Source organism: Halosolutus halophilus (assembly GCF_022869805.1).
GTDB lineage: Archaea > Halobacteriota > Halobacteria > Halobacteriales > Natrialbaceae > Halosolutus > Halosolutus halophilus.
The window spans coordinates 4,377,179-4,389,219 of record NZ_CP094974.1 but is presented as its reverse complement, the minus strand read 5'-3'; the positions used below and the strand labels follow the sequence as shown (position 1 = coordinate 4,389,219).

The window sequence follows — 12,041 nt, the reverse complement described above, 5'->3', positions numbered from 1 at the left end:
CGTCACCACTTACCACGATCTATCCGATGGGCGAGGACATTCCCGACGAGGACCCGATCGTCCTCTTCGACGGCGTCTGTAACCTCTGTACCGGATTCGTGCAGTTTCTCATTCCGCGCGATCCGGAGGGGCGCTTTCACTTCGCGTCGCTGCAATCCGACGTCGGCGAGGCGTTACTCGCCGACCACGGACTCGACGGACACGGCCTCGACTCGATCGTCCTGATCGAGGGCGACGACGCGTACGTGAAGGCCGCGGCGGTGATCCGGATCGCCAGCATTCTCGGCGGGATCTACGCGCTCGCCCGCCCGTTCGCGTACCTCCCGCGTCGAGTCCTGGACTGGGGGTACGACGTCGTCGCCGCCAACCGGTATCGCCTGTTCGGCAAGAAAGACCGGTGTATGATGCCGAGCGAGGACGTGCAGGATCGGTTCCTCGACTAGTCGGAACAGCGGCGAGTCGCCGTCATCGAAGGACGTCGAGCGTCTCGCTCGCTTCGCGAGCGGCCTCGAGGCACTCCGTCGCGTAGCGGGGGTCGTCCGTCTCGGCCGCCTCGGCCGCGAACTTCTCGAGGGCAGCGACGAGCGAGGCGTGTGCGGCGTCGAGGTCGCCGGTCGGCGACTCGCGCGTCGGTGCCGATCGCCGCGACGGTGCGGTCCCACCGCGCTCCGATCGATCCGTTCCGTCCCGTCGAGTCGAGTCACGCCGCGACGAAGTCGTCCGGGCGTCGCGATCCGGATCCGCCGACGATCGGACCTCCGACCCCTCGCCGTCGCTCGACTCGCCAGCGGCCTCCGCGTTCGAATCGAACTGCCGCGTCGCTTCCTCGGCCGGTGACGTGCCCGCCTGGGCCGGCGGTTCGGACCGATCGTCGGCAGCGGCGTCGGCAGTCGAATCGTCGCTGACGGCGTCACGATCGGTCGCTGCAGCGTTCTCCCGATCGGTCCCGGCGGCGTCGTCCTCGCCGGACGCCTCGGCCGGCTGGGCCTCGAGACCCGTCCCCTCGACGGCGTCGGGGTTGCCGTGACAGCTCGGGCAGAACGTCGTGCCGTCCTGCTGGAAGAGTGGATCGCCACAGGTGCCGCAGTGGGTGTTCGTCATCGTGGCCCCCTTGAGCAGGAGGTCGCTCATCCGCTGGGTAGCCTCCCGTTCGGCCTTGTCGCGCTCGTACTTCTCGCGAAGTTTCTCGCGCTCGGCTTCCTTGTCGAAGTCGCTCATGTGTGTCTAGAGACGCTGGAGTGTCGAAAAAGCTGCGAAGTGTGCAATCGCGACCGGTCACGGGTCGGGGGTCCCGATCGGGGGTCGGAGTTCTCGATTACGGGTCGTCGCGTCCTCGATCGCGGGTCGGTTCGCCCGCCGATCGGAGCCAGCGCTGCTTATACAGCCGACAGTGACCGTCTTACTCCATCCGGCGATACATCCCCTTCGATGCGGGTCGGGTCTCCTCGAAGCCGAACTGCTCGTAGAAGCCGTCGACGTCGGCCATGAGGTTGACGTACGCGCCCGGCGGAGCCGTCTCCTCGACGTACGCCGCGAGGTGCTCCATGATTCGGGTACCGAGGCCCTGTCGCTGGTGCTTCGGGTGGACCGCCATATCGGAAATCTGGTAGACGGTACCGTCGTCGCCGACGATCCGGCCCATGCCGACGACCTCGTCGGTCGGATCGTGGACCGCGATCACGCCGTAGAGCGAGTTCGGGAGGCCCCGTTCGAGCCCCTCGATCGATCGGGACGTCATCCCGGCAGCCTCGCGCAACGCGGCGAAGGTCTCGGGATCGGGGAGCTCCTCGCGGATCGTGTAGGGATCCTCTGGGTCGCGATCGCTCATATCGGACGGGGCGTGCGACGGGACAAGGTAGTGACGGTTCGAGGTTCGTCGCGGTCCTGCCTGCCGGTCGTCGCAGCGTCAGTTCCGCTGCCGACCGTCCCGCCGTCCTCAGTTCCGCCGATCGATCGCAGCCTCGACGGCGTCGACGGCTGCTGCGGGCGTCTCGACCGTCTCGACGCCGGGAACGTCGTGGGTTCCGAGGCTGACGACCGGTCGATCGTAGATGCCGGCGAAGCCGATCTCCGTGAGCGTCCCGTAGCCCCCGGAAAGCGCGACGACCGCGTCGCCGTTCAGCGGGACGAGTGCGTTGCGAGCGTGTCCGAGGCCGGTGGCGATCACCGTGTCGACGTACTCGTTGGCCTCGTCCCGGTGCTCGCCGGGGAGAATTCCGATCGTCGTTCCACCCGCCGCCGTGGCACCGCGACAGACCGCTTCCATCGTTCCGCCGCGACCGCCGCAGACGACCGTGTGACCGCGTGTACCGAGTTCGCGGCCGACCGCGACCGCGACGTCGGTCTCCTCGTCCGTGATCGTGCCGCCGCCGATAACACTGACGCGCATACTCGGGAACGGAGCGGCGAGCGCAAAGACGCGTTCGATCGCGAGCCGTGTACCCCTAGCTACGATCGTGCGAGGAGGACGCCCGCGAGGACGAGCCCGATCGTCGGGAACGTCGCGAGCGCGGCGAACAGCAGGACGGTCCCGCCGTAAGTGAGCGCGACCCCGGCGATCGAGGCCCCCGCGGCCCCGATCCCGAAGACGCCGAGGTAGGTGTAGCCGAAGGAGAGCCCCTGTACCTCCGCCGGAACGTACTCGCCGATGAGCGCCTGGTGGATCGGTGCCTCCATGAAGACGAAAAAGCCGAGCGCCGCGCAGACGGCTGCCGTCGCGAACAGCCCGTCCGTCGTGACGAGCGGGAACAGCGCCGTGACGGCCAGCAGCGCGGCGAACGCGCCGACGATGGCGCGCTCCGGCGATCGGCTGTCGCTCAACTTCCCGCCGACGAACTGGCCGGCAGCGCCGACCAGTAACAGTCCCGCGTAGACGTACTGGCTCGGGTCGAACGTCTCGCCCGCGACGTCGACCGGCTCGAAGACGGGGAGACCGGCGAGGACGTCCGGGAGGAACGTGAACAGGCCGCGATAGTACGTGCCCGCGAGGATCGCGATGCCGAACACGACGACGAATCCGCCGGCGAACAGCAGTCGGGTTCGTGCGACGACCGCGGAGAGCCGATCGCCGGCGGCCGTCGGTACCGGTTCGGTTCCGGGGTCGACGGCCGCCCGCTCGTCGAACTCGAGTCGATAGGCGGCGAGGATACCGACGACGGCCGGGAAGACGAACAGGCCGGCGACGAGTCGCCAGTCGAAGACCGTGAGCAGGAGCGCCGCGACCAGGGGCCCGATCGCCGTCCCGACGTTGCCCGCGACGCCGTGGTACGCGAGCACGGTTCCCTGTCGCTCCGAGCCGCGGGTGATGAGCGACAGCCCGGCGGGATGGTACAGACTCGCCGCAGCCCCCCAGATCACCAGCGCCAGTCCCAGCACCGGGACGGACGGGGCGAGACCGACGAGCACGAACCCGCCGCCCATCCCGACCATCGAGAGGACGACGAGCCGTTTCGATCCGTACGCGTCCGCGAGCGCGCCGCTCGGGAGGGCACCGATCCCGACGAGCGCGTACCCCGCGGCGACTACCGTTCCCAGGACGGCCGGCGAGACGTCGAAGGCGTCCAGCCAGACCACCACGAAGAGCGGGATCGTGAGTTCGTAACAGTGGAACGTCGCGTGCCCGATCATGGTGAAGCGGGCGATCGTGCGATCGTTCCGGTGCATACGAACCGCCAGTCGAACCGGCAAGAAAGGCGTTCTGGAACCGCACGGGGTCTCCCGACCGATCGCGAACGGGTTGTTCGACGATCGACGTATTAGGCATCGTCATTTTCAGGCGTGCGTGGTGAATCCGACGGATTTAACGCAGGGGCGGGTCCATTTTTACGTGGTATGACGAAAGTTAGCGTGGTCGGCGCGGCCGGCACGGTCGGGGCCGCCGCAGGCTACAACATCGCGCTTCGGGACGTTGCAGACGAACTCGTCTTCGTGGACATTCCGGACAAGGAAGACGACACGATCGGGCAGGCTGCCGACGCCAACCACGGGGCAGCGTACGACTCGAACACGACGATCCGGCAGGGCGGCTACGAGGACACCGCCGGCTCGGACGTCGTCGTCATCACGGCCGGCATCCCGCGCCAGCCGGGCCAGACCCGGATCGACCTCGCGGGCGACAACGCACCGATCATGGAGGACATCGGCTCCTCGATCGCCGAGCACAACGACGACTTCATCACCGTCACCACGTCGAACCCGGTCGACCTGTTGAACCGCCACCTCTACGAGACGGGCGATCGGGCCCGCGAGAAAGTAATCGGATTCGGCGGCCGGCTCGACTCCGCCCGGTTCCGCTACGTCATCTCCCAGCGCTTCGACGCGCCGGTCCAGAACGTCGACGCGACCATCCTCGGCGAACACGGTGACGCACAGGTCCCCGTGTTCTCGAAGGTCCGCGTCAACGGGCAGGACCTCGCGTTCGACGAGGACGAGAAGGAGGAACTCCTCGAGGAACTCCAGACCTCGGCGATGAACGTCATCGAGAAGAAGGGCGCGACCGAGTGGGGCCCGGCGACCGGTGTCGGTCACATGGTCGAGGCCATCCTGCGCGACACCGGCGAAGTCCTCCCCGGCAGCGTCAAACTCGAAGGCGAGTACGGCCACGAGGACACCGCCTTCGGCGTCCCCGTCAAGCTTGGCTCGAACGGCGTCGAGGAGATCGTCGAGTGGGACCTCACCGAGTTCGAGCGCAACCAACTCGGCGAGGCCGCCGAGAAGCTCTCGGAACAGTACGACAAGATTTCGTAGTCGCTGCCCACCGTCACCCGATTTTTCGCAGTCAGCCGTCGCGGGAACGGTTTCACACCCGCAGGTCGGCGGTCAATTTCGATCCTGACCGTTCCCGAACGCGAACGTCGACCGCTCCGGGATGAAGCGTGATTTCCACGGACGGTTCGATCGATCCGGTGATACGATCGAATTCGGCCCGTCGGGCGATCGTCGCGAGTTCGAGTTCGGTCACCGCAAAACGCATCCGCGACGGCGTCGTGACCCGCCGCCAAACGGGACGGAGACGTACTCGGGTCGATCGCCGTCGGGCCCGAGCGTTCGGCCATCGCTCCCGTTCGCGGGTCAGCGCCCGGGACAAATCGTCGTCGGGATCTGTAACATTGCGTCACTGAGGGTCGAGAGAGTTGGACCGCCGTCAGGGAATCAACTGCTCGCCGTCGTCGTCGTAGATCGTGATCGCGTCGACGGGACACGAGCGGGCGGCGAACTTCGCGTCGAGTTCGGCGTCATCGGGGACCTCGCGGACGAAGATGCCGTCCTCGACTTCCTCGCTGTCCTGGAGGACCGCCTTTCCTTTCGACTTGTCCTTCTCGAAGGCGTCCCACTCCGCGACGCACTGGAACATCCCGATGCAGGTGTCCTCGTCGAATTCCACTTTCATGCATGAACGTTCGGCTGACGATGGTAAAGCAGTGACGGGACCGCGCGAGTCCGAACTTTCCGGCTGTGCTCGCCGTCGAGCCGTACTTCTCACCAGCTGTGCCATATGTTACACGGAACCATATGTCATCGTGATTTTATTATCGGTCGCCGCATCGAACGGAGTATGGCAGCCGATCGCCCGCGACCGGTCGAATCGCACGAGACCGCCGATCCCCTCGGTCGAGCCGTGCTGGCGTTCCAGCGCGGCGCGTCCGGCACGCTGCGCTACCGCGACGGTGCCGACACGCAGGACGGCCGCGTCCGCGAGTTCTACTTCCGTCCTCCCGCGGAGTGGGACGACGAGACGATCGCCCTGCTGGAGCGACTGGCCGACCACGAGCCGATCCTCGACGTGGGCTGTGGCGCCGGCCAGCACGCGCTGTGGTGGCAGGAACGCGGCGTCGACGTGACGGCGATCGACGCGAGTCCGGGTGCCGTCGCGGCCGCGGGCGAGCGCGGCGTCGAGGACCTCCGGGAGATGGACATGTTCGACCTCGAGTTCGATCGGAACCGCTTCGGGGCCGTCCACTGCGTGGGGACACAACTCGGTCTCGGCGGGTCGCTGGCCGGGATCAGCGACCTGCTCGCCGAGTTCGCCCGCGTCACCGACGGATCGGCGCTGGCCGTCGTCGACAACTACGCTCCGACTCGGCTCGATCGGGAGTTCTTCGGCTACCGGCCGGATCCCCGCGAGGGAGTCGCTCGCCGGTGTTTTCACTTCGAGTTCGAACGGGAGACGGCGGACGGCGATCGAGTCCGGGAAGTCGGTTCGACGCTACAGTTCCTCCTGTGTTCGCCCGACCGACTCCGCGAGGCGACGATCGGAACGCCGTGGGGGCTGCGATCGGTACACCGGGACGACGACGGCGCGTACTACAGGGCGGTGCTCGACAAACGCGGATCCGGACCGAACGGGTAGCCGAGACCGGAGGTACCCTTTTACGTCACGTCGCCGAACTTCGGGGGACGAAATGGTCGCACTGTCGTTCGCGGTGCTCGTCGGAACCGCAATTCTGACCTGCCTGTTCATGGCGTGGGTACTGGGTGCGAACAGCAACTCGCCGCCGTTCGCGCCGGCGATCGGCGCGAACGCCATCTCGACGATGCAGGCCGCGTTCGTAATCGGCCTGCTCGCGGCCGCCGGCGCGCTCATGCAGGGCGGGAGCATCTCCGAGACCGTCGGTTCTGATCTGATCGACGGCGTCGCGATCACGCCGCTGGCGGCCACGGCGGGGCTGCTGACCGCGGCGTCGTTCATGGCGATCGGGATCTACACGCGGTACCCGATCCCCGCGGCGTTCGCGACCACGGGGGCGATGGTCGGCGTCGGCCTCTCGCTCGGCGGCGACCCCGCACTGGCGACCTACCGTCGCCTCGGCATCTTCTGGCTGCTCGTTCCGTTCATGTCCGGCGGACTGGCGTACGCGACCGCGGTCACCTTGCGCCGGGACGACGTTCCCGAATCGATCGGCGTCCCGCTGCTCGCGGGCGTCGTCGGCGCGATCGTCGCGAACGTCAGACTCGGGGTCATCCCGGACCCCGGCGCCGACCAGGGGACGCTGGCGCGGTTCGTCTCGCGTCAGTTCGGCGGCGGGCCGGAACTGGCCGCCGGGATCGACCTCGGGACGGTCCTCGTGACGATCGTCGTCGGTGCTCTCGCCTTCCACTGGATCCGCAGACGCGTCCTCGTCTCCGTCGAGCGGGGCATCCGCTCGTTCCTGCTCGTGCTCGGCGGCATCGTCGCGTTCTCGTCGGGCGGCTCGCAGGTCGGGCTCGCGACCGGCCCGCTCGAGAACCTCTTCCGGATCGAACTCGGGCTCCCGACGATCATCCTGCTCGCGATCGGCGCGACCGGCATCCTCGCCGGCGCGTGGATGGGCGCGCCGCGACTCCTGCAGGCGACCTCCCGGGAGTACGCCCAACTGGGCGCTCGCCGATCGATCGCGGCGCTCGTGCCCGGCTTCGTCATCGCACAGCTTGCGATCGCGCTCGGGATCCCGATCTCGCTCAACAACATCATCCTCTCGGGCGTCATCGGCGGCGGGCTGGCCGCGGGGTCGGCCGGCGTCTCCCGGCGCAAGATCGGATTCACGATCAGCTTCTGGCTGCTGACGCTCGGGAGTTCCACCGTCGTCAGCTACGGCCTCTACCGGGCGCTCGCACTCGCGCTCGGCGGCTGACTCCGGACACCGGCTTCCGTCGATCGCGAACTGACGGACCGTCGGTCGTCACTCGAGGACGGTTACCGGTCGTGGCGTCCGGTCGATGACCGTGGTCGCGACACTGCGACCGAGGAACCGCCGCACGAAGCCCATCGAACTGGCGTCGTGTCCGGACATGACGACGTGATCGACGTCTTCCTCGGACGCGTACTGGGGAACGACCGTGCCGGGCCGCCCCTCCACCGTCTCGATCCGGACCCGATCGATCGCCGCGTCGTCGACCGACGCTCGCAGTCGGGCGGCACGATCGCGTGCCGCCTCGGTCCGCTCGTCGCTTCGCTCGAGCACGCCACCCTCGCTGAGCGGTGCGTCCAGCGGCGTGACGACGGCGAGCAGCGTGACGTCGGCTTCTGGGAACGTCTCGAGGGCGTACGCGAGCGCCTCGTCCTCCTGCGGGCGGCCGAGCGTGGGGACGAGGACCCGATCGGGGTCGATCATAGGCGGGCTTCGGTCGCCACACCCATCGATCTATCGTCGCAGGTAGTAGACGACGATTCCCGGTGCAGTCAGCAGGATGAAGACCGCGAGCAACGAGAGCCGGTTACCGAAGACGACGTACACCTCGTGGAGTTTGCCCGTCGAGGCACCGATCGCCAGGAGCGTCGTCCCGTAGCCACCGGAGACGAGTCCGCGCGGCCCGCCGACGGCGGCGAGGGCGCGCTCCCAGCGGGAGGGGCCGATCCACGGGATCCGGACGTAGACCGTCGATCCGAGCCGGCGAGCGATGCCGCCGACGGCGGGGAGCGCGATCAGGCCCGGAAGGCCGATTCCGAGCCCGATCGAGCCGAGGAGGCCGTAGCCGGCGGCCCGCTTCAGCTTGCCCAGCAGGTACTGCCCGAACGCGACGACGACCGCAGCCCCGACGAGGAGGACGCCGAGTTCGAGCACCGACGGCTGCCACCCCGCAACGGCGACCCGACGGCCGAGCGTGTCGGTCGTCATTCCCAGCGTGAGTACGCCCAGTCCGGCCCCGACGAGGAGTTTGCCGCTACGACCGCGGGCCGTCCCCGACCGGAGCGGCGACGATCGAAGGGCACTGGCCAGCGTCGACATACCCGTCGGTTCCGGCGACAGTCGCAAAAAGGCACCTGACTCCAGCACGACGACTGAACCGAGATCGATCCCGCCGTCGTCGATCGCCGCCCACCGAGACGACAGTTTAAACCGCTGCACGTGCCAACTGCGGACAATGCATATCGAGGAGCTGTCGGGGCTCCCGCCCGGCGCGATCGACCACTTCGAGCGCGAGGGGATCGAGGAGCTGTACCCGCCACAGGCCGACGCGGTCGAGGCCGGCGCGACCGAGGGCGAGAACCTCGTCGCCGCCGTCCCCACCGCCAGCGGGAAGACCATGATCGCCGCGCTCTCGATGCTGTCGGCGGTCGAACGCGGTGGAAAAGCGCTCTACATCGTCCCCTTGCGAGCGCTCGCCAGCGAAAAAAAGGCCGAGTTCGAGGCCTACGAGAGGTTCGGCGTGACGGTGGGCGTCACGACGGGCAACTACGAGAGCACGGACGAGTGGCTCGCCGCGAAGGACATCATCGTGGCGACCAGCGAGAAGGTCGACTCACTCGTGCGCAACGGGGCCGACTGGCTCTCCGACCTCACCTGCGTCGTCAGCGACGAGGTCCACCTCATCGACGACTCGAACCGGGGGCCGACGCTCGAGGTCACCCTCGCCAAGTTGCGACAGCTGAATCCCGCGTTACAGGTCGTCGCGCTCTCGGCGACGGTCGGCAACGCCGACGAGATCGCCGACTGGCTCGACGCCTCGCTCGTCGACACGGACTGGCGTCCGATCGACCTCCGGATGGGGGTCCACTACGGCAACGCCCTGAACTTCGACGACGGTTCGACGCGCGAGGTACCCGTCGACGGGAGCGAAAAACAGGAGGCCGCGCTCGTCCGCGACATCCTGCAGGAGGGCGGCTCATCGCTCGTATTCGTCAACTCCCGCCGGAACGCGGAGGCGGCGGGCAGGCGACTCGGGCAGGTCGCGAGCCGCGAACTGACCGACGTCGAGCGGACGGACCTGGCCGACCTCGCCGAAGAAATCCGGGGGGATAGCGACACCGAGACGAGCGAGGAACTCGCGGAGTGCGTCGAAAACGGGTCGGCCTTCCACCACGCCGGTCTCTCGAGCACCCAGCGCAGCCTCGTCGAGGACGCCTTCCGCGATCGGTTGCTGAAGGTGATCTCGGCCACGCCGACCCTCGCGGCCGGGGTGAACACCCCCGCTCGTCGGGTCGTCGTCCGCGACTGGCGGCGCTTCGACCCCACCGCAGGCGGGATGGCACCGCTCGACGTCCTCGAGGTCCACCAGATGATGGGGCGGGCGGGTCGACCCGGCCTCGACCCCTACGGCGAGGCCGTCCTGCTCGCCAGGAGCCACGACGAGAGCGAGGAACTGTTCGATCGCTACGTCTGGGCCGATCCGGAGCCAGTTCGATCGAAACTCGCCGCCGAACCGGCCCTGCGAACGCACGTGCTCGCGACGATCGCCTCCGGTTTCGCCAGAACCCGCGAGGGCCTGCTCGACTTCCTCGCGGAGACGCTCTACGCGAGCCAGTCGACGGAACCGGGCCGACTCGAACGGGTGGCCGACGACGTGCTGTCGTATCTCGAGCGGAACGATTTCGTCGAACGGAACGGCGGTGAGACGGCGGAAACCGACGACAGCGGGGCGTTCACCTCGGCTGCCGATCTCGTCGACGGTGGCGGCCGAGACGAGGAACTCGAGGCGACCAGCCTCGGCCACACCGTCTCCCGGCTCTACCTCGATCCGATGAGCGCCGCCGAAATCGTCCACGGACTCGAGTCGGCCGACGCACGCCCCACCGCGCTCGGATGCTACCAGCTTATCTCGCGCACCCCCGACATGTACGAACTCTACCTGCGATCGGGCGAGGACGAGCGGTACGGCGAACTCTTCTACGAGCGCGAGGCCGAACTGCTCGGCGATCCGCCGAGCGAGTTCGAGGACGACCGCTTCGAGGACTGGCTGTCCGCCCTCAAGACGGGCCGGCTGCTCGAGGACTGGGCGGAGGAACTGGACGAGGACACGATCACGGAGCGGTACAAGATCGGCCCCGGAGACCTCCGCGGAAAGGTCGACACCGCCGAGTGGCTGCTCGGGGCAGCCGAGTCGCTGGCGGTCGAGATCGACAGCGAGTGGACCGTCGCCGTCCGCGAGGCGCGGGCTCGCGTCGAGCACGGCGTCGGCGAAGAACTGCTCGAACTCGTCTCGGTCGGCGACGTGGGCCGCAAACGCGCCCGGCGACTGTACGAGCGCGGGATCGAGGACCCCGCCGAGTTGCGAACCGCCGACAAGAGCGTGATCCTCGGCGCGCTGAAAGGCGAGAAGACGGCCGAGAACATCCTCGACAACGCCGGCCGCGAGGACCCCTCGATGGACGGCGTCGAACCGGCCCCGGCCACGTCGACTGCCAGCGCGACGGCTGGTGAAACGAGCGGCGATCGAGGCGACAGCGGCGAGGGACCCGATCGCGCCGAACCGGTACAGGACGAGGCCGACGACGCGGACGAGAGCCAGTCCAGCCTGGGTGATTTCTGATGGAACTGCTCGAATGCCGCCTCGAGATCGACGACCTCGATTCGTTCGTCGCCGACCTCGGCGCGATCGGCGATCGCCACGGCACGACGATCCAGGCGTTCGACGCGCGCTACGTCGCCGACCGGGCCCACCTCGAGCGAGCCGTCGAACTGGCCGACCGAGCGATCGATCGCGGCGAGAACGTCGCCCGGGATCGGGCGGTCGAGATCCTGCTGTACGCCGCCGGCCGCCGCCAGATCGACCGGGCACTCGAAATGGGGGTTGACGAGGGCGAGGGGCCGGCCGTGATACTCGTCGCCGCCACGGATGGGGCCGATGCCGACGCCGAAGCAGCCACCCTCGCGTCGCTCGACGACCTCGACGCAGTCGTCGGCGTCGAACCCACACTCGAGGTCGGCGAGTCAGCGACAATCTGTAACTTCTTCGAAATCACCGACGCCGAGCGATCGGCAACCGACGCCTCGATCGGCGCGCTAGTCCGGGAGCGAGTCGCACTGCTCGATGTCGAAAAGTAGGGTACACCGGTCCTACAGTGTCTATCCGACGACCGTCGATCGGTGCTGGCTCCAATCGGAGCCGAAAGATAGTACACGGGGCTGTCGTATTTCGTCACGTTCCGGCGAGTCCACGGAGCCCGGGGACGGAGACGGGGGGAGTAAACTACCGACGCTCCCGTCAGTGGCCGCCTGAATTGGGGTTCCTTCCGTCACGTGCCGGCACACGGAACCGATCGGCGGAGTGGCGGACCCCACCAGAAATTCTGTACTGTTCACCGTCTCTGATCACCGGGTCGCATACGTTTCAGCCGATCTGAG

The 12,041-nt window shown here is 67.9% G+C and carries 14 protein-coding genes; 6 read left to right on the top strand and 8 right to left on the bottom strand.

Features of this window, described 5'->3' with window-relative positions:
• Positions 1-26 precede the first annotated feature (26 nt).
• Positions 27-443, top strand: coding sequence for a thiol-disulfide oxidoreductase DCC family protein (locus MUG98_RS21630; RefSeq protein WP_265109490.1), 417 nt, complete (start codon positions 27-29; stop codon positions 441-443).
• 22 nt (positions 444-465) lie between these two features.
• Here the strand turns inward: MUG98_RS21630 and MUG98_RS21625 are convergent, their stop codons facing one another.
• The 4 genes from MUG98_RS21625 to MUG98_RS21610 all read right to left on the bottom strand — a co-directional run bounded on the left by MUG98_RS21625 (position 466) and on the right by MUG98_RS21610 (position 3,663).
• On the bottom strand, positions 466-1,218 hold the full coding sequence (locus tag MUG98_RS21625; protein WP_265109489.1) for an Sjogren's syndrome/scleroderma autoantigen 1 family protein: 753 nt from the start codon (positions 1,216-1,218) through the stop codon (positions 466-468).
• Between the two features lie 181 nt (positions 1,219-1,399).
• Complete coding sequence (locus MUG98_RS21620) at positions 1,400-1,828, bottom strand: GNAT family N-acetyltransferase (RefSeq protein ID WP_265109488.1); 429 nt, start codon at positions 1,826-1,828, stop codon at positions 1,400-1,402.
• 108 nt (positions 1,829-1,936) lie between these two features.
• Complete coding sequence (locus MUG98_RS21615; protein WP_265109487.1) at positions 1,937-2,389, bottom strand: TIGR00725 family protein; 453 nt, start codon at positions 2,387-2,389, stop codon at positions 1,937-1,939.
• Positions 2,390-2,448: 59 nt separating this feature from the next.
• Complete coding sequence (locus MUG98_RS21610; protein ID WP_265109486.1) at positions 2,449-3,663, bottom strand: MFS transporter; 1,215 nt, start codon at positions 3,661-3,663, stop codon at positions 2,449-2,451.
• A 168-nt stretch (positions 3,664-3,831) separates the two neighbouring features.
• On the opposite strand from MUG98_RS21610, the gene mdh reads away from it, so the two are divergent.
• A complete protein-coding gene (mdh, locus tag MUG98_RS21605) occupies positions 3,832-4,746 on the top strand; it encodes a malate dehydrogenase (RefSeq protein WP_265109485.1) in 915 nt (304 codons plus the stop codon).
• Positions 4,747-4,798: 52 nt separating this feature from the next.
• Here mdh and MUG98_RS21600 read toward each other — a convergent pair whose 3' ends face one another.
• Entirely contained in the window at positions 4,799-4,960 is a 162-nt protein-coding gene (locus tag MUG98_RS21600; RefSeq protein WP_265109484.1) for a hypothetical protein, read from the bottom strand.
• A gap of 183 nt (positions 4,961-5,143) precedes the next feature.
• Positions 5,144-5,389 carry a ferredoxin gene (locus tag MUG98_RS21595; protein ID WP_265109483.1) on the bottom strand — a complete coding sequence of 82 codons (246 nt, stop codon included), beginning with the start codon at positions 5,387-5,389 and terminating at the stop codon, positions 5,144-5,146.
• Between the two features lie 165 nt (positions 5,390-5,554).
• Between MUG98_RS21595 and MUG98_RS21590 the strand changes: the two genes are divergently transcribed.
• Complete coding sequence (locus tag MUG98_RS21590; RefSeq protein ID WP_265109482.1) at positions 5,555-6,349, top strand: class I SAM-dependent methyltransferase; 795 nt, start codon at positions 5,555-5,557, stop codon at positions 6,347-6,349.
• A gap of 52 nt (positions 6,350-6,401) precedes the next feature.
• A complete protein-coding gene (locus tag MUG98_RS21585; protein WP_265109481.1) occupies positions 6,402-7,610 on the top strand; it encodes an inorganic phosphate transporter in 1,209 nt (402 codons plus the stop codon).
• Positions 7,611-7,658: 48 nt separating this feature from the next.
• Here MUG98_RS21585 and MUG98_RS21580 read toward each other — a convergent pair whose 3' ends face one another.
• Together MUG98_RS21580 and MUG98_RS21575 are read right to left on the bottom strand one after the other, a co-directional pair.
• Positions 7,659-8,090, bottom strand: a complete 432-nt coding sequence (locus MUG98_RS21580) for a universal stress protein (RefSeq protein WP_265109480.1) — start codon at positions 8,088-8,090, stop codon at positions 7,659-7,661.
• 30 nt (positions 8,091-8,120) lie between these two features.
• Positions 8,121-8,705, bottom strand: a complete 585-nt coding sequence (locus tag MUG98_RS21575; RefSeq protein WP_265109479.1) for a hypothetical protein — start codon at positions 8,703-8,705, stop codon at positions 8,121-8,123.
• A 136-nt stretch (positions 8,706-8,841) separates the two neighbouring features.
• Between MUG98_RS21575 and MUG98_RS21570 the strand changes: the two genes are divergently transcribed.
• Both MUG98_RS21570 and cgi121 read left to right on the top strand, forming a co-directional pair.
• Positions 8,842-11,226, top strand: coding sequence for an ATP-dependent DNA helicase (locus tag MUG98_RS21570; RefSeq protein WP_265109478.1), 2,385 nt, complete (start codon positions 8,842-8,844; stop codon positions 11,224-11,226).
• Positions 11,226-11,741, top strand: a complete 516-nt coding sequence (cgi121, locus tag MUG98_RS21565) for a KEOPS complex subunit Cgi121 (RefSeq protein ID WP_265109477.1) — start codon at positions 11,226-11,228, stop codon at positions 11,739-11,741. Before MUG98_RS21570 ends, cgi121 begins: the two co-directional genes overlap by 1 nt.
• Positions 11,742-12,041: the final 300 nt, after the last annotated feature.